This window comes from Frischella japonica, assembly GCF_014489845.1.
In the GTDB taxonomy this organism is placed as follows: domain Bacteria; phylum Pseudomonadota; class Gammaproteobacteria; order Enterobacterales; family Orbaceae; genus Frischella; species Frischella japonica.
Map to the genome: position 1 here is coordinate 35,118 of NZ_JABURY010000016.1, position 22,004 is coordinate 57,121.

At 32.0% G+C, this 22,004-nt stretch carries 18 protein-coding genes, 1 tRNA gene and 2 pseudogenes; 6 read left to right on the top strand and 15 right to left on the bottom strand.

All coding sequences use genetic code 11. The features are described 5' to 3' along the window. Nucleotides 1-96 precede the first annotated feature (96 nt). The 8 genes from recD to FcAc13_RS07200 form a co-directional block, all read right to left on the bottom strand. Nucleotides 97-2,016 (bottom strand): exodeoxyribonuclease V subunit alpha, encoded by a 1,920-nt coding sequence (recD, locus tag FcAc13_RS07165; RefSeq protein ID WP_187755532.1) that lies wholly within the window; start codon nt 2,014-2,016, stop codon nt 97-99. Between the two features lie 33 nt (nt 2,017-2,049). Then, on the bottom strand, nt 2,050-2,988 hold the full coding sequence (gene nagK / locus FcAc13_RS07170; RefSeq protein WP_187755533.1) for an N-acetylglucosamine kinase: 939 nt from the start codon (nt 2,986-2,988) through the stop codon (nt 2,050-2,052). 215 nt (nt 2,989-3,203) lie between these two features. Then, nucleotides 3,204-3,830: a protein-L-isoaspartate(D-aspartate) O-methyltransferase gene (locus FcAc13_RS07175; RefSeq protein WP_187755534.1), complete on the bottom strand. Its 627-nt coding sequence runs from the start codon at nt 3,828-3,830 to the stop codon at nt 3,204-3,206. A gap of 23 nt (nt 3,831-3,853) precedes the next feature. Next, nucleotides 3,854-4,879 carry a tRNA pseudouridine(13) synthase TruD gene (truD, locus tag FcAc13_RS07180; protein ID WP_187755535.1) on the bottom strand — a complete coding sequence of 342 codons (1,026 nt, stop codon included), beginning with the start codon at nt 4,877-4,879 and terminating at the stop codon, nt 3,854-3,856. Between the two features lie 15 nt (nt 4,880-4,894). Continuing rightward, entirely contained in the window at nt 4,895-5,374 is a 480-nt protein-coding gene (gene ispF / locus FcAc13_RS07185) for a 2-C-methyl-D-erythritol 2,4-cyclodiphosphate synthase (RefSeq protein ID WP_187755536.1), read from the bottom strand. Nucleotides 5,375-5,403: 29 nt separating this feature from the next. Beyond that, the gene (gene ispD, locus FcAc13_RS07190; protein WP_220679026.1) at nt 5,404-6,120 is read right to left on the bottom strand and encodes a 2-C-methyl-D-erythritol 4-phosphate cytidylyltransferase; all 717 of its coding nucleotides are present in this window, start codon (nt 6,118-6,120) and stop codon (nt 5,404-5,406) included. Nucleotides 6,121-6,125: 5 nt separating this feature from the next. Next, nucleotides 6,126-6,422, bottom strand: coding sequence for a cell division protein FtsB (gene ftsB, locus FcAc13_RS07195; protein ID WP_187755538.1), 297 nt, complete (start codon nt 6,420-6,422; stop codon nt 6,126-6,128). A gap of 10 nt (nt 6,423-6,432) precedes the next feature. Continuing rightward, complete coding sequence (locus tag FcAc13_RS07200) at nt 6,433-6,762, bottom strand: TusE/DsrC/DsvC family sulfur relay protein (RefSeq protein ID WP_187755539.1); 330 nt, start codon at nt 6,760-6,762, stop codon at nt 6,433-6,435. A 181-nt stretch (nt 6,763-6,943) separates the two neighbouring features. Between FcAc13_RS07200 and FcAc13_RS07205 the strand changes: the two genes are divergently transcribed. Both FcAc13_RS07205 and FcAc13_RS07210 read left to right on the top strand, forming a co-directional pair. After that, a tRNA-Ser gene (locus FcAc13_RS07205) sits at nt 6,944-7,031 on the top strand. A gap of 557 nt (nt 7,032-7,588) precedes the next feature. Beyond that, nucleotides 7,589-7,945: a tetratricopeptide repeat protein gene (locus tag FcAc13_RS07210; RefSeq protein WP_187755540.1), complete on the top strand. Its 357-nt coding sequence runs from the start codon at nt 7,589-7,591 to the stop codon at nt 7,943-7,945. 94 nt (nt 7,946-8,039) lie between these two features. Here the strand turns inward: FcAc13_RS07210 and FcAc13_RS07215 are convergent, their stop codons facing one another. The 5 genes and pseudogenes from FcAc13_RS07215 to FcAc13_RS07235 all read right to left on the bottom strand — a co-directional run bounded on the left by FcAc13_RS07215 (nt 8,040) and on the right by FcAc13_RS07235 (nt 13,682). After that, the gene (locus tag FcAc13_RS07215) at nt 8,040-8,192 is read right to left on the bottom strand and encodes a hypothetical protein (RefSeq protein WP_187755541.1); all 153 of its coding nucleotides are present in this window, start codon (nt 8,190-8,192) and stop codon (nt 8,040-8,042) included. A 709-nt stretch (nt 8,193-8,901) separates the two neighbouring features. Further along, on the bottom strand, nt 8,902-10,050 hold the full coding sequence (locus FcAc13_RS07220; protein ID WP_187755542.1) for a hypothetical protein: 1,149 nt from the start codon (nt 10,048-10,050) through the stop codon (nt 8,902-8,904). A 1,031-nt stretch (nt 10,051-11,081) separates the two neighbouring features. Then, a complete protein-coding gene (locus tag FcAc13_RS07225; RefSeq protein ID WP_187755543.1) occupies nt 11,082-12,248 on the bottom strand; it encodes a serine hydrolase domain-containing protein in 1,167 nt (388 codons plus the stop codon). 388 nt (nt 12,249-12,636) lie between these two features. Further along, nucleotides 12,637-13,056: pseudogene (locus FcAc13_RS07230) on the bottom strand (bifunctional aspartate transaminase/aspartate 4-decarboxylase); the annotation flags it as partial. A 68-nt stretch (nt 13,057-13,124) separates the two neighbouring features. Continuing rightward, on the bottom strand, nt 13,125-13,682 hold the full coding sequence (locus FcAc13_RS07235; protein WP_187755545.1) for a TetR/AcrR family transcriptional regulator: 558 nt from the start codon (nt 13,680-13,682) through the stop codon (nt 13,125-13,127). A gap of 114 nt (nt 13,683-13,796) precedes the next feature. Here FcAc13_RS07235 and FcAc13_RS07240 point away from each other — a divergent pair, with 114 nt between their 5' ends. Next, nucleotides 13,797-14,336 carry an HPP family protein gene (locus FcAc13_RS07240; protein WP_187755546.1) on the top strand — a complete coding sequence of 180 codons (540 nt, stop codon included), beginning with the start codon at nt 13,797-13,799 and terminating at the stop codon, nt 14,334-14,336. Nucleotides 14,337-14,758: 422 nt separating this feature from the next. On the opposite strand, the pseudogene FcAc13_RS07245 reads toward FcAc13_RS07240, so the two are convergent. Continuing rightward, nucleotides 14,759-15,966 (bottom strand): annotated as a pseudogene (locus FcAc13_RS07245) (IS256 family transposase). Nucleotides 15,967-16,388: 422 nt separating this feature from the next. On the opposite strand from FcAc13_RS07245, the gene FcAc13_RS07250 reads away from it, so the two are divergent. Together FcAc13_RS07250 and FcAc13_RS07255 are read left to right on the top strand one after the other, a co-directional pair. Continuing rightward, entirely contained in the window at nt 16,389-17,312 is a 924-nt protein-coding gene (locus FcAc13_RS07250) for a DMT family transporter (protein ID WP_187755547.1), read from the top strand. A gap of 93 nt (nt 17,313-17,405) precedes the next feature. Then, the gene (locus tag FcAc13_RS07255) at nt 17,406-18,326 is read left to right on the top strand and encodes a LysR family transcriptional regulator (RefSeq protein ID WP_187755548.1); all 921 of its coding nucleotides are present in this window, start codon (nt 17,406-17,408) and stop codon (nt 18,324-18,326) included. Between the two features lie 736 nt (nt 18,327-19,062). Here the strand turns inward: FcAc13_RS07255 and FcAc13_RS07260 are convergent. After that, complete coding sequence (locus FcAc13_RS07260) at nt 19,063-20,544, bottom strand: MFS transporter (RefSeq protein ID WP_187755549.1); 1,482 nt, start codon at nt 20,542-20,544, stop codon at nt 19,063-19,065. A gap of 699 nt (nt 20,545-21,243) precedes the next feature. Between FcAc13_RS07260 and FcAc13_RS07265 the strand changes: the two genes are divergently transcribed. Beyond that, on the top strand, nt 21,244-21,870 hold the full coding sequence (locus FcAc13_RS07265; RefSeq protein ID WP_220679029.1) for a TetR/AcrR family transcriptional regulator: 627 nt from the start codon (nt 21,244-21,246) through the stop codon (nt 21,868-21,870). Nucleotides 21,871-22,004 lie beyond the last annotated feature (134 nt).

Below are 22,004 nucleotides of genomic sequence, written 5' to 3' on the forward strand. Positions count from 1 at the left end.
TTGATTAGTGGATCAGCATGATCCACTTATTTTATTTTTGATAGCGCAATTTTCCTGCTGTTTATCCTACATTATTCTAATGTGATAAAAGACTTATTATTCCGTTATAGTGGTTAATTCAATATTTTTAAGCTGAGTTAAGAGTCCGCTTTGTCGTTGAGTTTTTGTTTGTATGGTACGAGTTAAAATCGTACTTTCCGAAAAAATAGCTACTTTTTGTTTAGCTCGTGTCACTGCTGTATATAACAATGAGCGGGTTAATATAGGTGAATATTCATTAGGTAATACAATACTTATATGATCGAATTCGGAACCTTGTGATTTGTGAATGGTCATTGCATAAACAGTTTCATGTTCTGGCAATCTGTAAGGTGAAAACCCTTTAATTTCACCATTCGGCAATAAAAAATAAACCCGTAATTTACTAGCATCATCAGGATCAGGCAAAGTAATACCGATGTCGCCATTAAATAGTCCTAATGTAAAACTATTACGTAATATCATAATAGGACGACCAACATACCATGGTTGCTGTCGTGTACGCTGAATAATTTGCTGATTTTCTAACGTTTGTTCAATAACTTTATTTAATCCATCGACGCCAAATGCCCCTTCTCTTAAAGCACATAATAAGCGATACTGGGCAAAGTAATTCAATATATGCTTAATATTTACTGGTTGCTTAACGATTTCTAAAAAGTAATTTCGATAATGATTAACACTATATTCAATAGCTTTTAAATATTGTTGCTGGTTTATTAAAGTATTATAAATAACATCTATATGTTGATTGTTGTTTAATAATTTCAACACTGTTTGATGCTCACCGGCCTTTATTAAATTTGCTAATTGTCCAATTCCTGAATGGTTATTAAAACGATAGCTCTTTTGTAAAAGACAAACACAATCGGCTAATGATACTTCTTCTGTTTTACCGGTTAACTGATAGGCACATAATTCATTTATCATTTTAACATGTGGTTGGCTATAACCACGATCATACAATTCACAAAGATCACCAAATACCGCTCCAGCTTCAACCGAAGATAACTGTTCTTTATCACCTAATAAGATAAGTCGACATTGTGTAGGTAATGCATCAATCACTTTTGCCATCATAGGTAAGTCAACCATAGATGCTTCATCAATAAGTAAGACATCAATACTCAATTTATTTTGTTCATTATAGCTATATTGATTGGTATTGGGTCTGGCTCCCAACAAACGATGTAAAGTAATTGCTTCTGTGGGTAAACTATTTTTTATCGAAGAGGGTAAATTTAAGTGAGATAACGCATTGGATAAAGATTCAGTAAGCCTAGCTGCCGCCTTACCTGTTGGCGCAGTTGCCATAATCTGTATTTTTTTTGCATCTGGTTCTTGAATAATCTTGACTAAAGCTACCAGTAATTTACTGATTGTGGTCGTTTTTCCGGTACCAGGCCCGCCAGATATAATAGCAATTCTGCGAGTTAGGGCTGAAACTACCGCTACTTTTTGCCAATCGATTTCACCTGAATGAGTATCTGGAAATAAATTATTAATGATATCAATCATTTTTTGTTTATCATTAGATATATATAACTGCTGACCTAATCCAAAAAATTGGGCAACCTGTTTTTCGTATAACCATAAACGCTGAAAATACAGTTTATTTTCGTGTAAAATTAATGGTGTTAAATTTTGACTATAGCCGATAATGTCATGACCAAGCTGACTGCATAATTGTAGCCAATCAGTTAGCTTTGGATGCCCAAGTTGTTCAAAAATTGTTTCTGCTATGTCACGACCCAAACGGTAGTCAAATTGCGCTCTGGATAATTGCGTTAAATCAATACAAACATGACCACTTCGAATTTCAACACTCATCCAAAGTATTAAAAAAGCGAGTCGGCATGACTGTTTATGATCGTCTAAATTTACTTTTTGGATAAAAAAACGAGCAATATGAAAATCCAAAGCAGTAAATGTGCCCTTGCTTCGTAATTGTTCTAAAAAATCAATGCTATTAATCATATGCTTTTATCGTACTGTTACCCTAACTTATTCTTATGAAATAGTATGCTCATTAAGAGGATCTTTTGCCAAACTTAGTAATGCTGCACCTCTCGCGCCTCCTGCATCGCCAAATCTCGCCTTTTCAATACGAGGTATCGTCATTTGCGGTAATAGATATTTCGATATGCGCTTTGGCACTTCCTGATAAATCAGTTCAAAATTAGATAAACCGCCCCCCAAAACGATTAGCTGCGGATCAACAATTACCATAACATTAACTAAATAGGCGGCTAATAACTCCAAATAACGATCAATGTGTTGTTCAGCGTTTGCATCTCCTTGATAATAATGTTCGATAATTGTCTTAGCCTTTAATGATTTATGAAAATAATAATGATACAGCCACTCAAAACCTGTACCAGAAAGATAACGTTCACAGCATCCTTTTAAGCCACAACCACATTGCGTCAAAGGAATATCTTTTCCCAATATATTGAGCATATTAACCGATAAATTAAGGTGACCAATCTCACCACCACAACCATTAGCTCCATTAATCACTTGGTGATTAATAATAATACCGCCACCTAGTCCTGTACCTAAAATCACGCCTAATACATTGTTATATTGTAAAAAATCTTTATGATAAGCTTCAGAAAGGGCGAAACAATTAGCATCATTATTCATAAATATCGGGCGATCAACTGCACGTTCTAAATCCGCCATTAAAGGCTGATTTTTAACAGCTTCAATATTTGTGGTATATACTGTTTTTTCTTGATCATTAATGATACCAGGAATACCAATACCAATTTGACCTTTTATTTTAAATCGTTGATCTGCTTCATTAATCAAAGAAATCATTGCATCTAAAAATGCTTGATAACTTGATTGAGGCGTATCAATTCGCTTAGTCCATAACTGATTGAGATCCTGATCAAACACAGCCAACTCTATTTTTGTTCCACCAATATCAAATCCATAAAGCATGATTGATTATCCTTATAAAAAATTTGTTAATAGTCATGCTAGTATAAACCCATCAATATTTAAAGTGTATTATTTGCCAAACGAAATGATGAACATTGTAACAAAATGCTATTCGTTATATACCGTGATTTTTTCATATTTCTTTAGATTTAATTTGACAAATGATATTACATATCAAAAAGTAGGATGAATTCTCAATGTAAATAAACTTGTTATTATACTAATTCACCTTTTACCAAGGGTACAAAATTAACGGCTTCAATGATTTTAATGGTAAATTGTTCTTGATTTCTTTCAATAAGTTGTAGTGATTGTTGATGTTGTCCAACAGGAATAACTAAACGACCCTTATCGGCCAGTTGAAGAATTAACTCCTGTGGAATTTCTGTAGCAGCAGCCGTAACAATAATACCATCATAAGGTGCACGCTCAGGCCACCCTAACCAACCGTCACCATGGCGAGTTGAAACATTATGAATATCAAGTTGTTTTAAGCGTCGTTTTGCTTGCCACTGTAAACTCTTAATCCGTTCAATAGAACAAACATGTTCTACCAAATAAGCCAATACTGCCGTTTGATAACCTGAACCGGTCCCTATCTCCAAAACTTTTGAGGAAGGTTTTAAATTTAATAGTTCTGTCATTTTAGCAACGATATAAGGCTGAGATATTGTTTGTCCTACACCAATAGGTAATGAACGATTATCATAAGCCTGATGAGAAAGTGCTTCATCGATAAAATGCTCACGAGGTATAGCGGCGATTGCTCTTAATACCATTTCGTCACGAATACCAAGTTGTATAAGCTGTTCAATCAATGATTGCACTTTTAAGTTAAACATCAGATCAATTCCTTGTTATTGAATTAAGCGATTAATTCACGTAATACACTTGTTGCATAACATCCCGCAGGAAGCCAAAAATCAATGGTGATTGTTGTATCATCTAACCACTGCCATTCAAGATTTTTTGGTCTTAAGATTATTGCACGTCGCAGCGTTTCCAATCGTTCTTTTTTGAATAATGGCAATAATGGTGACCAATGCTGAGTAATGTAGGTTGTCTCGAAAGCGAGAGCTTCATCTGCGGTATTTAATTGTTTATCACCCAACATTGGCGCAGTAATATTTAATTCACCAGAATTAACACGTTGTTGTAAGCATTCTAATTCAGCAACTGTTGCCAGAAACCAACTGCCACGTTCGGCAAGTTGTAACACATCACCATTAAGCACTGTGTTAAAAATATCACTCTTTATTCTTTGGCTGACTAGGCCATTAAATATTGCACTACGTGCCGCCGATAAATAGAAGCTACGCTTCTTTCGATCCTTAACTACAATCTCATTATTTGCCCAAAGTGTCGCTTGAGTTAAATTGTGATCATCACGGCCAAAACGTTGTTCCCCAAAATAATTAGGCACACCGCATTTTTGAACAGTTTGTAATCGTTCTTCAAGTGCATATTTATCACTAATTTCTTTTAATCGCAATGAGAAGAAATTGCCTTTTAGGCCACCGATACGCAACTTCTTTTTGTGTCGGGTCACTGATAAAACATCACAGCCCGCAATCTGAAATTGAAAAAAATCAGGTGTTAGCTTACCTGGAATGTGTAAGCCGAAATATTGAGTCGTCACTGCATTACGATCTTTTAATCCAGCATAACCGACTAATTTGGTTGAAATATTGGCATACTTGGCTAATTGTTCTGCAACAAATAAAGTATTACAATCTTCTTTACGAATTTCAACAAAAACATGCTCTCCTTCACCATCGAGCTCATAACCTAGATCTTCCTTAACAATGAAGTCTTGGTTACATTGTTTATAAACCCCCGTAACTTGGGGTTTACCATTTAGATAATTAAGATGTTCCAATTTGTCTACCATAATATTATACAGTTATTAGTGATTGATTTTAGTCAGTAAGACCACTGCTTCACAAGCAATCCCTTCTTTTCTGCCGGTAAAACCAAGCTGTTCTGTCGTTGTGGCTTTAACACTAATTTGTTCATAATGTGCGCTTAAATCTTCAGCTATATTTATACGCATTTGAGGAATGTGCGATTTCATTTTTGGCTCTTGTGCAATGATAGTCGCGTCCAAATTTACTAATTGGTATCCTTTAGACCTTACAATTTCAAATGCTTTTCTTAATAAAATCCGACTATCAATACCTTTATATTGGTTATCGGTATCAGGAAAGAGTTGACCGATATCACCTAACGCTAAAGCACCAAGTAAAGCATCAGTAATAGCATGTAATACTACATCACCATCAGAATGAGCAATAAAACCAAATTCATAAGGTATTTTCACCCCACCTAATGTTAATGGACCCTGCCCACCAAACTTGTGCACATCGAAACCATGACCTATTCTCATCACCTACTCTCTTCTTTTTAATTTAAAAGTTATGATTCTTGATAAAAACCTTGTTCTTGCAAAAAGAATTTTGCTAATGCCAAATCTTCCATACGGGTGATTTTAATATTATCACGTCGACACTCAACCAATCTAGGTTGAATCCCCGCTAACTCCATCGCTGATGCTTCATCGGTAATTGTTAATCCTTGTTTAAGCGCAAAAGCTAAATTTTCTCTTAATTGCTTAACATTAAACATCTGGGGCGTTGCTGCCGCCCATAATAAACGTCGATCACAAGTTTGTTCAATATAATTCATATCATAACATGATGCTTTTTTTATAGTATCTGTCACTCTGGTAGCCAAAATACCGCCTTTACGCTCTCGTAATGTTTGTTTAATAAGATTCGAAATATCGGCATGATTTACACATGGACGTGCAGCATCATGAACTAAAACCCAATCATCATTTTCTAATAACATTAAACCAGCAAGAACCGAATCAGCACGATTTTCACCACCATAGGTTATCTGAATTTTTGCATGCTGCGAAATAGGTAACAAATGAAATTGATTATCATTTGGATGCAGTACAACCACAATTTTTTCAATTAAAGGGAAAGCCAATAAATTATTTAACGTGTACTCTAAAATCGTTAATGCACCAATTTTAATATATTGCTTAGCTATTGGACTATTCATTCTAGCACCGATTCCCGCTGCAGGTACCAGCGCAACTATATTATCTTCATTTGATTTAATCATAGTGATCATCTTGATGGAACGGACTCAGTAACAATGCGATAAAAATGTTCATCTGGCTTAATCATACCTAAATGATTTCTTGCCCTTTCTTCAACCGCTTGCGAACCTTGGTAAAGATCAGCAACTTCAGCGAACATATGCTCATTACGCATTTTTAGTTGATCATTTTCCTGGGTTAACTGATTAACAATATCGCGATTTTGCCAGTAATCAAATAGATTATTTTTACCAAACCACAAAGAATGTTGTAAATAACACAAAATTATGATCAATAATACTGATAACCGCCATTTTAACAACATTGAAGTACCTTTAAATACATTTTACTGGTTTAGGTAGCCCAGCTAATTTTGTTGCTTGTTTAGCTGGACCAGCAGGGAAAAGTTTATATAAATAACGACTATTTCCCTTTTCTGCTCCTAGTTTCTTTTCCATTGCTTTAACCAAAGCTCTAATCGCTGGTGAGGTTTTATATTCCAAATAAAAACTTCTTACAAAATTAATAACTTCTAAATGGGCATCCGTTAATGCTATCGCTTCATTTCTTGCAATTTGATGAATTAATTCTGGCGTCCAGTCCTGCCAATTTTTTAAATAGCCATCTTTATCAGTGGCAATCACTTTACCATTTAACTCTAACATAGTGATCCGACAATAATAAAATTAAGAACATTATACAGAATTAAATATTATTGAGCATCGTTAACTATTATAAAAAACAGTATTTTTTACTATATTTGATGAAATTTAAAGCAAACAATAAAAAAAATAAAAAAAGCTATTTACAAATTACCAAGTCTACTTTAATATTCACAGCCATTGCGGAAGTGTGGCTGAGCGGTTGAAAGCACCGGTCTTGAAAACCGGCGAGGGGCGACCCTCCCAGAGTTCGAATCTCTGCGCTTCCGCCATCTTTCCTAAAGATTAATCAAATAGTTACAATTCAAAACTCAATAAATAACTCTCTTCCCAAATATATCACTTAGAATATACAGTTAGAATATATTTCTCACATATCTATTTTCCCTAAAATACCTGTTTTACGTACAGTGAAAATCATCATCAATTTTTTTGCTGGGGTAAAACTCATACCATTTTTAGCAAATTTCTGCGATCCGCTTTCCAGCTTTTCACTTCAATTCACACTCAAGAAAATTATTAGTTATGATGAATAAAACTAACTAATCTTTCATAACATGATCACAATAAACTACACAAAACAATTTACATACTAACCGACCCTGACACCGATTCAATTTACGATTGCGAAATTGATTCGTATTTGATTTTTCCTCTCTCTCGATATACACAATGACTGGTAGTGCTTTTATCGGAATAACGGATTAAACAAAATCGGAATTTTTGAATCGTATCAAGATGCGGTAGAGTATGTTAAGTTGAAGATTGAAGATGAATCTTTTAACTGGATATGATTTAATAATCATCTTATTAATTATTGAGATCAACCATGAAAAAAATAATAGCGATATTTTTTATCTTATTTTCGTTTAGTGTTTATTCTTATGATATTGATGAGTTAATTAAGAAAGCAAACAACGGAGACGCAGAAGCTCAAAATAAGTTAGGTAAGATATATTCTGATGGCAACAGTACAATTACAGATTATGAGAAGGCTATAAATTATTATAAATTATCCGCAGAGCAAGGTAATTTATATGCTCAACACAACTTAGGCGTAATGTATTATTTTGGCAAAGGAGTACCTAAAAATTTATCTATTGCAAAAGAATGGTTTAAAAAATCTTGTGACCAAAAATTTGTAATTGCATGTGGTTATTATAAAAAATTAAATAAGTTTAATTAATAACTTGACCTGCACCGTCGGTTAAAACTCCCGAAATTTTTGCCATAATTTTAATTTCTCCAGATAATAAAAAACCGCTACTAAAGCGTTTTTTTTATTTTTTTAATGTCATAAGCGTAATGATATCGGGAATGCCCGTTTTATGATGTTTATCGCTCTCGTGCATACTAACACTAAATGTTGCGTGCGCTGGAATGACAACATAATATGTGTTGCTAGCAATATGATTATAATTTGTTGTTTCCATTGTTTTTACCAAAACAAATCTACCATTAGTATTATCGAATGTAACAACCAGCATGGTTGTTTATGAAATTATAAGCTTAAATCAGAGTTTCTACGCAGCAAATAAACTTTATAAATTATTACCCTATCTTAAGATTGATGAGTTAATTATTAAAAAGGCAGGGGCTGATCAGGCTAATCTTTTAGAAGATTACTTTGGAATCTTTGAAAATAAATTCGTGCTAGTGCTGAAGAATTTAAGAAATAATGAGTTAGATAATATTAAATGATTAGATTATTAACATTTATGTTCTTTTGCTGCATTGCAGCTAATTAGAACAATTAAAATGCAAAAAATACTGACAGATATCTATGCAAAGGTGTATGAAAAATTTTCATATTCATGTCAAAAGGAATGTTTTATTTATTGTTCAAAATATGCTGAAAAATTAACTACAGATACCAGCTAAAAATAAGTAAACTTTGCTATACTACATTTGTTAAAAAATAAAATATATGTATGCTAGTTTCTGTTTAGATCAGTTAAGGTACAGACAGTGAACGGATACTAAAACGGGTGCAGATTTATTTTTTATTTAAAATATGATTTTAAATCAATCGTATAAAAATAATTTTGATAAGTTAGCCCTTCCGCCATCTTTCCTAAATACCAATCAAAACCCAACAAGATAAAATAAAAATACTATTCAATATACCATCTAGCAATTAAACTAATTAGCTTTACGCAGGTTACCATTCGTTTTCAGTCCAGTTTGTATTTCTGTAAACTTCTTTTCTGACACTTCCACAATACATTGAGCCACTTTAGTCCCCTCTTTTACATGGACGATAGATGCTCTTAAGTAATTGCCAAAATCGGTTTTTAATAAACTCTCATAATAAATACCAACGCACTTATTATAAGGCCATTGGTTATCATTTTGACATTGTTCAGCAATTCTCTCTTTTAGAGCTGATGCATCAAAATCAGACGCTTCTTCCAATTGTACCTGACCTGTTTTTGAACAAGCACAAATTAAACAGTCTTGCTGATCATGATTATCACCCAATACTTCTAATGGAATCATTAAAGATGGAACAGGGACTGATTGATAAAGTTTTTCATAATTGACGGTAAAAGATTTTTGATTACATTTCATTATCAAATTATCATCGCCAAATAAGCTGACATCATCTACTGATTGGCATTGATTTGAACCAAGTAAATAGTAAGCTAATTTAATCACTTTATCATTAGGGAATTGATGAGTATGTTGTTTTTGAAATTCAATAATACGATCACTAATATGGGATTTTAGTTCATTTTCATTCTTGTCTAACATTGGTAGAACATATAGTTGGTCATAATATTTGCCATATCTAGTTCCATCAACAGGATCTTTATAGATAATAGTATAATCATTATCATCGAGTAAATTGATATAAGGATATTCTGAAACTAAATAATCTTCATAGTGATCTAATCTTCCACCATTCCAAGGATTAACAAATGAGGAATTACCTTTTTGAGTAGCTAGCGCATAACTTAATATGCTGTTATCCGGATTTTGACAACTTAAAATAATGTACATTTGGTCATCGGTAACAAAAGAGTGTTTAAATTTATGACAAATTGGTTTGTCATAATTAGCACTACCATAATAAAATTTACCACCGTTTGTTGCATAACCTTTAGCGAAATTCTCTCTTAGATTTTGAATCCGTCTTTCATCTAATGTTCCTTTATCTTCATAAAAAGGTTTTAAAGTATCGCCAAGTAATTCCTCTTCATGTGCTTTTTTTTGCTGCCTATAATTTTGCTTTTTATTTTCTATGATTAAGTTATTTATCGGGATAAAAAAGATAATTGTAAATAACATTGTAATTGTTATGTAGTCACTTGTCTTTTTATTGGATTTGATTAGTAAGTAACATAACCCGATAATTGCATTAAAAATAAATAAAATGATAATTAAACCTGTAGTTACATTTTGATCGCTAAGTATAAGGTTTCTATTTTGACCAAGTCGAAAAAAAATTAAAAGGTATTCAATTGAGAGCAAAATTGTAATAAAAATTCGCATATTTTATATATTTTCAGCTATTTTATATTTTCATATTATTATCATGACAATAATAGTGAATAGCAAATTATTTATATGTTTATAATCAAGTTTTGAATTGATCGATACTATCAAGTTAACTCATCTTGTCGTTATCAACAACGAGAAAATACTAATGCTAAATTAATAAATTAATTACACTACCTTATTTGTCTGATAATTGGGTATCGATTTTCATTGATTTTTGTATAAATAATTCTCAACAAGGGAAAATCAATTCACCTGTATCTCTTTCAATAGTTAATGTAATTTATCCAATCAGTATTAATCAGTTGGTACCAATTGTAAAAATATAACTAAATTGTTTAGGCAAGTCGTAGCATTGCTTGTTTTAAATCAATGGCTACTGAAAGTCGAAGTGTTTAGGAATATTGGTCGTGTAACGCCATATGACATTAATGCTGTGGTGACTGTTAGGTTTAATATTTATACCATTAACCAAACTTAAAAATTATTAAGCAGATCGTCGGATAGGCAAAATCACTTTCACTTTGTCCATTTGAAACAGGTGAAGGAAATAGTTTCAGTAACATCATGCTCTGTTACATTCTAAAATTGATATGAGACATCGATTTTAGTGTCGATGATAATCAGAGCTTCTGTTTCCAAAGAATATAACTCACCATTAACAAAGTACCAGTGCTGTTGTTAGCTAATGTTAGAAACGATACTATAGCTAATCTCAATAAGAACAATTTATTAATCAATTCATTACGATAGAACAGAACTTTTAATATTATATTAACTTAGAATAATAAATGTAGTTATCGATTTTGTTAGCTATTACTTTAAATACAACGATATACCGCCTCTTTGATTTTTTTGGGGTATAGGCCTGACATTCCTTCTATCGCTGTATTAGTAAAAATAACAACTGCTAAATCTTGTTGAGGGTCGTAAAACCAATCATGTCCGTACACACCAACCCACTCTATTGTGCCTTCACCTTGAGGTGTTTGAGCTATAGCTGGATTATCAAGTACCGCACCGCCATAACCAAATCCCCAACCTGGACCTTGAGTAGCAAAGTCACTACTAATATAACATTTAGCCATTTTATCCATTAATTTTTGTTCGCTTATTGGATTATTTTTTGCGGTTAATGCTAACAAAAATTGTATAAACTCACACGCATTGCCAACCATACCTGCGCCACCAGATTGGTAAGCATTATTATTGTATATCCGTTTAGGATCATAAGATAAAATTCCATTATTCCATTCCGCACCTAAATGCATAAAATATGGACTTGGCATTGGTAAGGGCTCTGGAGTGGCATCATAATAATGAGTTACCAATAGACTGCTTTCAGATATAGTAAAACCAGTGTGTGGCATGTTTAAAGGTTCGGTTATTAGAGTTTTGATGACACTTGCTAATGATTGCTTTGTGGCCGCTTCTATTACTGCTCCTAATACATCTAGTGCTAATGAATAACACCAACTCGTCCCTGGTTGGTAAATAAGTGTAGTTTGAGATAAGCGCTTAAGATTCTCTTCCAAGCTGATAGCAATTTGATCAAAACCATCAGAAATCTGCAAAGAATTATAATTACCTTTACCATTAGGTTCATCAAATCGATACTTCAACCCAGCACTATGAGTCAGTAAATGATGTAAAGTTATAATCGGTTGCTCACCACTGTCAAGCTTAGGAGTGAAGCTAGGAAGATAATCGGTAACCGGCGATTGTAAATTAAGTAATCCTTTTTCTACTAAACATAATGCAGCAGCTGTCACTATTGGCTTCGTAACAGATGACAATAAAAATAGCGAGTCAGTATGCATAGGTATTTTTTGTTCACGATTAGCATAACCACAAGCTTGCTGATAGATAATTTCTCCATTTTTAGCCACTATAACAACAGAACCAACGATTCTTTTGTTTTCTATAGCTTCTTGATTGACGTGATTGATACTTTTAGACATTGCTGCTGATAGATGGTTAGTATTCATAATACATCCTTATACATTATTTATAACTTAATAATGGGTGTTACTTTTTTATATATAATTTTTAAATAATAATCTAATTTAATTAACCAATAAAATTATTTAGCTGTTTTAAATAAGTTTATCAGATTTATCTTGTATCCCTGGTAGAACCTAAACTACAAGGTTATCAATAATATTGATAACTTAAACTAACGATAGTTTCTATTTTTATTAACCTTAGATCATAAATTTATCCAGAAAATTCCTTAAGCTTTTTATTTTGTTACTAGCATAAATTAATAATAAAAACCAATACACTATTCTTAAATTATTAAATAAAATCACAATAAAAAACCCTAGATAAACTAGGGTTTGATAGTAGAGTTGATAAGTTAATCAGTATGATTATCTATTTTTTATTAGCTTTACCTTGATACTCTGCATAATACTCTTGTGCAAGTTTACGCATAGATAAACCAATTGCCGCATATTGATATTCATTTAAGTTAGCTAATGAAGCCCGAGCAGATGGATGTTGCACTGCAAACCCTTTACCTGGTAATAAAACTACACCAGCTTCATCAGCAATTCTAAATAACATTTCAGATGGATTTTTATTTTTTAAGATCCATTTAGCAAACTTATCATCATAAAGTTCACGACAAATATGTTCGAGATCAATTAAGGTATAATAATCGACACTATTTTCATCAGTATTATGTTCAAGTCCTAAATGTTGATACAACGATGCTGCTCGACGACGAATTAACGATTTCAATGCGGCTTTATAACTTTGATCAGTATCCCTCATTTCACACAATGCACTAAGTGAATTCGAAAATTATTATTTTTCTGATTTGACAGTTACTTTCAATTAAACATTTTTAATTTGTATACTTAATTCCTATTCAACAACTCTGCCATTAAATTAATGGTATCTTGTTCAATCTGCTCATTAAGATCCCTATCATTTTTATACACTACACTAATATTAATTAATCCTTCAAGAATCACCATCAGTTTATTTGTCAAAGACTCTTTATATGAATAATCTTCAAGTTTTGAATAAATTAGATGTCTAACAAATTCTTTATGCTCCATAAGTATATCTGATACGCAAGGCAAGGTTTCACGCATTTCCTCAACTGCTCGCATGAATAAACAGCCATTATAATCCACTTCAGAAAACCATTTTTTATGCCATTTAAATATTTCCAAAATAGCATTTTTTCCATTGAGTCCTTTGATAGAATCCTCAAGTTTTGAACGAAATATTGAGTCTCTATGTTTCAACACTTCTACGATAAGTTTATCTTTGCTTCCAAAGTGATTGTATAAAGTAGTTTTAGAACATCCTGATATATCCCTAATATCATCTACTCCTACACTAGAAAAACCAGTTCGATAAAACAGTTTTTCTGCTGTCTTAATAATTAATTCATCTGTTTTTTTCAAAATAAATCACCTAAATAAATTGCAAAGTGAACAGATCTGTACTACTATCAATTTTGTGTACAGATCTGTTCATATTTTCTATTCATATATTATAACTTATAAGGAAAACAATTAATGAAATTCTTTCTTTGGGGTAGTGAAAAACTACCTAATAGACCTAAATTACTTGATTTATTTCAAGGACTGTTAGGCGGAACTTTGGCAATTTTAACTCTGGAATATCTGACTATCTATTCTAGTAGCTATTTTATTATGGCTCCGTTTGGAGCTTCATGTGTTATCTTATTTGCTGTTTCTCAGTCTCCTCTTGCACAACCAAGGAATGTAATTTTTGGGCATCTTATATCTGCATTTATTGGTCTTATATTTTTGAAATTATTTGGTGATTCAATTTTTATTACTGCTTTAGCGGTGGGTTGTGCTATTGCAGCAATGCAATTCTTAAGATGTGTACATCCACCAGCAGGTGCGAATCCGTTGGTTATATTATTAACAGCAAGTCAGGTTAATTACGATTTCAGTTTTTTATTGTTTCCCGTGCTTTCAGGCTCCATCTCTCTGGTAATAATAGCCTATGCTGTTAACAATCTACTATCTAAAAACCAGTGGCCAATTTATTGGTTAGCATTTTTTAATGATAAAAAGAAGGAGTAATAAATATGACTTTACTTGAGATAAATATTTATTGGATAGGTTAACAAATAGGTACAAAGACTATAGTTAATAGTGATGTTGAAGCTGCGGTTAATATTTTAGGAAAAGACAAAGCTGTAAATACTGTTATTTTAAATAATTTTTAAAATAGCTTGTGCGAATATAGTAGGCGGTACTTTCATAACCGGTTTCATTAAAAGGGAAGCTAGAATAGTTAGCAAATAAATAATTTGTGATACTCAAAACCTAGCTTTGAACTTGATTAAAAATAATATTAATTTAATCAAAATTAGTCCTGTACTTCAACGCCAACAAAAAAGCTCTACAATATTCTATAAAAATTTTTTAAGATAGCTATGTGATATAAACAATAAAATTCAGGTTGGCGAAGGACCCTATCCTAGATTTTGTGTATTTGCCAGTTAGAGGTGACGAGTCATTCTGTCACCAAATTCTATAATAAATCGATTTATCGCACTCTTCCAGTTTTGAATAGGCATAGTCCATTTTTTAGATGCTTGTTGTATCGCTAAGTAGATGACCATTTTAACTGAGTCATCGGTCGGGAATACCTTTTTTTCTTGATAGCATGACGAATAACACTATTCAAAGACTCTATTGCATTGGTGGTATAAATCGCTTTGCGAATATCCTGAGGATAAACAAAGAAGGTGCTGAGGTTTTCCCACTGTCTGCGCCAGGATTGACCAATATACGGGTACTTATCATCCCAAATCTCCTCAAAATGAGCGAGTGCCTGTAATGCCTGTTCTTCGGTTGGAGCCTGATAAATCATCTTTAAATCTTTGGTTAGTTCTTTGTAATCTTTCCAACTCACCAATTTCAGACTACTGCGCACCATATGGATGATACAGCGTTGAATTTTAGTATCCAGATACACCGTATTAATCGCATCTGGAAAGCCCTTTAATCCATCTATACAAGCAATTAAGATATCTTCGACACCTCGATTTTTAAGTTCTGTGAGTACTGACAACCAGAATTTGGCACCTTCATTTTCTGCCATCCATAAGCCAAGCAGTTCCTTTTTACCTTCCACATTGATGGCTAGCGCAAGAAAAACGGATTTATTGATGATACTTCCATCTTGTTTCACTTTGACCGCAATGCAGTCCAAATAAATAATTGGATACAGATTCTCAAGCGGACGATTTTGCCATTCGACCACTTGCTCTTTTACTGAATCTGTCACTTTAGAAATCAGAGTCGGAGAGATATCAACATCATACATCTCTTTGAATGTGTTGGTAATTTCCCTTGTCGTCATACCTTTGGCATACAAAAAGAGAATTTGATGATTAATTTTATCGATGCGTGTTTGATGCTTTTTAACTAGCTGAGGTTCAAAACTGCTTTCTCTATCTCGTGGAATGGCAAGCTCTAACTCGCCATCATCACTTATAACGGTATTTTTACTATAACCATTACGAGTATTGCTACCTCGTTTTTTCTGATGTTTTTCATGACCTAGATGCTGTGCCATTTCTTCATTTAAAGCCGTCTCAATCACCAACTTATTCATAAAGCCCGTTAATTTACCTAAATCTTCCTGAGTTTTTATGCCTTTGGCGAGCTCTGCGGCCATTTCTCTTAGTCTTTTTTCGTCCATTTATATCTACCTATTTTTTCTCATTAGAGTAGTTCAAATATAGACAAATACACTAATTTATTTATAGGGTCCATCAATCTATTTTTTGGGCGAGGATCAATCTTCTATATTGATATGCAGGTAATTAATTTTACTTTGATAGTATTTCTCTAAACTATAAAAATTCCCATTCTAAAGTTTTATCAAAATTTTTATTTTCATAAAAATAACTGACTACTTGCATAGCCATTTCTTTATCAACACAATACTTCATTTCAAAGTCACCTAATTGCCTTATTTAAAAATAAAAAAAAACTATTATGACAATCAACACATTTATTACCTTTTGTAATAAATGATATTACTCATTATATAATGCTCTTTTGTTCTAAAAAGATTATAAAAGTCAATAAAATAATTATAAGTGAAAAAGGCTGACTGTTATGAAAAACATTAGAATAGAAAACGGTAAATACACATTATATTTATTAATCACTGTATTTGGCTGGGGGGTTATGTACCCCGCTTCAAAACATGCAGTATCTTCAGGCATAGATGGCTATTATCTTACGTTTATTCGTTATATTCTCGGTGCCATTCTGGTAAACTTTGTTTTGTTTATTATAGAAGGTAAAAAAAGTTATAAAACGGAGGGTAAAACTTTCCAATTATGGCTTTTTGGAACAATAGGTTTTGCTGGCTTAAACTTTCTGACTTTCATTGGCATTGGGTTCTCTTCTGCCGAACATGCAACAATCATATTAGCATTAATGCCAATGTTATCCATGATTTTATCATCTATCCTTAATCAAAACATACCAAATATTAAAACAATATTATGTACCTTATTAGCTTTTGTAGGAATTGTTTTAGTTATTACGAATGGGGATTTTAATCATCTGATAGTATTATCAAGCGTCGTTGGTGACCTAATGCTGTTAGCTGCTACAACTTGCTGGGTTATTTATACCTATTTTGCAAATACAATGCTTAAAAAGCATAATTGGAGTGCGTTAAGAGTGACGGCATTAAGTTCTTCTCTTGGCGTGTTAAGTATTATTGTTATTACTTTAATAGTATCTTATTTAAATATAGCCAGCCCACCAAGTTCAAAAGCATTCATCACCTGCAGCTTTGATATTTTTATACTTGTTATCACAACATTAGTAATCGTCACTTGGAATGCTGGAATCAATGGTCTTGGTGCTATCAATGGTATTTTATTTGTAAATTTAGTACCTGTGTTTTCTTTCATTATTGGCATATATCAAGGTCATTGTCTTTCATATTTCGAGGTAATTGGTTCAACAATCACTATTATTGCACTTATTTTTAATAATTATTTCATGAGATTAGCAAATAAATAATAGATAACATCTTGATTTTTGTTTAACTTGAGTTCATTTAATCGAAATTATAGAATATTGTGGTAGTTATTTTAGATTTATGAAGGCAATCCAGTGAAAAAGCAGCTAAAGAATATGCATATCGCTAGTCTTGAATTATTTTTAATTGCAGCAGAGAATGAAAATTTTTCAGTTACTGCTGAATATTTAAATATTACTCCTGCTGCTGTCAGCCGTTCAATTAGAAGACTTGAAGATAAAATCGGATTTGATTTATTTTCACGTACAACACGGCAAGTCAAATTAACACGAGAGGGGCGTATCTATTATAAAAAATGTTCCGAAATATTAGATATGTTAAATAACGCTGAACATTTTATAAAAACAGAAAAAAATACTATCGGTGGTAAATTAAAAATTAGTGTACCAGAGACTTTTTTCAACTATAAAATCTCGCCTTTTCTAGCTAATTTTTCCGAAGAGTATCCTTATTTGAAACTTGATTTTTATATCACTAATAGAAATATTGATTTTGTTGCTGAAGAATATGATCTATCTGTTAGGCTTATACGAGAAAATACCAAACTAGAAGCATTTCTAATCAAAAAAAACTTATTTAATGCAACAACTGGGCTCTACGCTAGCCCAAATTACCTTGCTAAAAATGGCATGATTACTTGCCCTTCTGAATTGAAATATCATAAATGTATCAATTTTAGTTTAAGTCAAAATAACAAGCGATTTCAATGGGTATCCTTGAACAAAGACACCATTAAAGATACTATCAACAATAGTCAAATACAAATTTTTGATAGTATCCAATCAACTAAATTTTTAGCATTAAATGATGGCGGCATAGTTCAGCTCTTTAATTTTTCTGTACAAGAGGAACTACAACAGAATGAATTAATTGAAATTTTACCAGATTATAAACAAGAAAATAATTGGAAGTTTTGCTTTCTTTATCCTTCGGCTTATAAAAAATCGATCAAACTTAAAGTATTCATTGATTATTTTGCAAAAAAATTAACTTAAATTAAGTTAAATAATAAATTGGAAATAAAAGTCATTATACAAAAATAGCGTTACAATTTAGCTTTTCATTGAAAAACATTGACGATATATATCTTAAATCAAACTTATTGTAGTGAATAAGTTTTAATAGCTTTTTTGAATAGATTCTAAAAAAATTACGTATCAAACAAATGATGAGAGTTATATATTCTATATTTATAAAAAGTACTTCTTTATAATCTTCCAATTAACATATGATTCTATAAATCCAATAATAATAGTACAATTAATCATAATAACATTTACTGTCTATCTATCAATTTATAGAGCATAAATTCAAGCTCCGAGGATATTGTAATAACACGCAATATTCCCACTTAAATTGCAGTATGACTAATAATTAAAAATAACTTTTTTCCCTTTTAAATATTATATTTGTTTTTTGTTGAGCCTGCTGGTAAATAAAAGCACCGCCTAATTTTTAAAAAAAATAGTCACTGCTATCAAAAGCAAGTTTAGCAAATTTTGCTCCCTCCTTTAATGGATTTTCTAATAGCAATACCCATGATTAGAAATAAAATTGAATCTTTAGCGATATTATTCAGAAATTACAGTTTTATATCGTGGCAATATTTTATTGCTACTTATTTATAGATAGGGCTTCGAAATATTTATAATCTCGCCAATAGCCGTAATCGCTGAATATTTTCTTATGTTGTTGATATCATATGGAGCAAAGCATAATTACACTAAAGGTTTATTTGGCAACTGATTTAGGAATCCAGCAAATTGCTAGTATAGCGACAATAAAAGTTAGCGTACTTGCCACACCAATGGCAATGTGCATTCCTTCAACAAAGGCTTCTTTTGCCTGATTTATTAATGCAATTGCTAAATTGGGATAATCAAGCGTTTCATTTAATGTTCCAGCAATTTGGGGGCCAGAAATTCTGAAGAAAAATGCAGCTAAAGAACCCAAGATCGTAATTCCCAAAGCATTTCCTATTTCATTACTTGTTTCAGCTAAAGAAGCAGCAGCACCTGCATTTTTTGAAGGTACTGCTGAAACAGCTATTTCAGCAACCAGACTAAAAGATAAACCATATCCAACACCCGCTATAATTGATGAAACTATTACAGCTATGGCTCCGTGTGCTGTATTGGTAAATAATAGCGTTGCTGCCCCTAAACTAATTAGTAAATGAGTCATAATGAGTGAAGTTTTTTTGCCAATACGATCAGCAACTTTATTGGTAACGATACATGTTATGATTAATACCAATGCAGCCGGTAGAGCAAATAATGCAGCGGTAAAAACGTCAAATCCTAGAACAGATTGAAGATAGATACCCGTCAAATAACCTGAAGCTGACCATACAACCAAGGATAATAAACCAGTAACAATCGCAATTGAAAAAACACGATCTTTAAATAAGGATATATTTAATAAAGGATATTTAATATGATGTTGTCTTGTGATAAACCAAATTAAACTTATAATACCAATCAAACCAATTGTGATTTGTAAAGTTGATATACCATAAGCTGCAGCGCTTTTTATCGAATAAGTAAAAAATAAAATCCCTACAAACGATAAAACTAAACTTAATATGTCGATCTTTCCATAGTTTAATTGTTTAACTTCTTTCAGATAAATAGGTGAAAAAATTAAAAACAAGATAATGATCGGCAGATTAATAAAAAAAACCACACCCCAATCAAATTTACTAAGAAGAAATCCGCCTATAATTGGTCCAATAGCAAATCCCGCCGCAAAAGTAGCTGCAAATATTCCAATTGCTTGTGCTAACTGTTTTGGATTTAAAAATAAATTACTGAGAATGGCAAGTCCGGATGGCAATAATGTAGCACCTCCTAGCCCCATAATTGCTCGACTGATAATTAACATTCCTGGATTAGAAGAAAATGCTGCACAAAGTGAACCAATACCAAAAGTTATTGAACCAAATATGATTAATTTTAGCCTACCGTAATGATCACCTATATTTCCGAACGTTACTAATAAAGAACCAACAATAAGTCCATAAATATCTAAGATCCATAATGACTGATCAGCTGTAGGTAAAATTGATGATGTAATTTTGGGCATAGCCAAATACAGTATAGAGCCATCCATTGAAACTAAAAGAACTAACGCTAATATAGTCATTAAACCAAACCATGCTTTGTTATCCGCTTTTGTGTTTACAAAAGAACACGCTTCATTTCTATCTATCATAATTCATTCCTTAAACTGATAAAGTTTGTGTTGTAATGGTTGATTGTCACTAAGAATAGTGAGCTTATTTTTTTGAATTTTGGTACCTTTAGGAGTTAAAACTAAATCAGATGAAATTGCATCGATGAAAAATTTTTGTTATTTAATACTTGTTTTTTCATTAGTTGGATGCCTTTATTTATTTCAACTAATCACTCCATGGCCTTTTATATGAGCCCTAATAGGATAGAATTCCGAGTAAAAGTGATAAATTTCATCAGGAATGACTTTTTCTTCATAAACCATTCTCTTCTCTCTCCTTAAAAAACTAAAAATACGCTTTGCTCTTTAGTCATCCCATCTAACAGAATTAAATACGTAACAACGACTTTTTTAAATGAATTCTTAACGTTAAAAGATATAAATTCTATATAAAAAATGCCCTCTTTTAATTATGTTAACAATCGAAATTGTGATTTATAAAGGCTCGTAGAATAGCTAATCATACAAGTTGTCATAAAATGAAACATTTCTCTTTATGTAAAATGTCATTTGATGACATAAAATAAAGTATATGCAAAGTACTTGTGATTGACAAGAAATTAGTGAACTATATTTGCTTACATATCTAATCTGGTTTTATACTATAAGCTGGTGAGTCGACAAGGTATAAATTATAAACTGTAATACGCAACTTATTTATTAACGGAGCATTAATACGTGACGAAATTAAATGACTCACTTCGAGAAAGAAAAAAAATTAAAATGCGTGAAGAGCTGGTTGAAGCTGCATTTAAATTATTTGTACAAAAAGGGTTTGATAATACTACGATAAACGATATTGCAAACCTTGTTGATGTATCTCCTAGGACGTTTTTCCGTTATTTTTCAAGTAAGGAGGATGTTGTGTTGGATTATCAATTAGTTGAATATGATGAAATTATCACAGCATTAGAATCTCGACCAGCAAATGAACCTATTTTACTAGCAATGAGAAAAGCATCGGTAAATGTAACAAGATCTTGTGAACAAGGAGCTTATGGCATTGATCCAAATCGTTTTAAAACACTTAGAGATTTGATCCGAAACCATCCATCAATCCGCGCAAAGAATCATGAAATATTAAAAGCTAAAAAGCAGCTTCTTACAGAACTAATAGCAAAAAAAATGGGAGTAGATTATTTATATGATGTTAGACCAACGATATTATCAACTTTATTAGAGTATGTGTATAGTGCTACTTATGATATATGGAAAGAGCATAAAGACCGCGCTTCATTCTATGATGTACTTGACGAAACCTTTATTCTTATTGAAAAAGGCATGAACTATCCTTGTGAATCTTGAATTCATAATAAAGGGAATTTTACTAAAATTTTTCAAATGATTACCCAATGCAACTTTATTTTTGAATAAAATGAACTTGCATAAATATCTATGATGCGGATTTTTTTAAAATCTTTATAGATATTAAAAAAGTA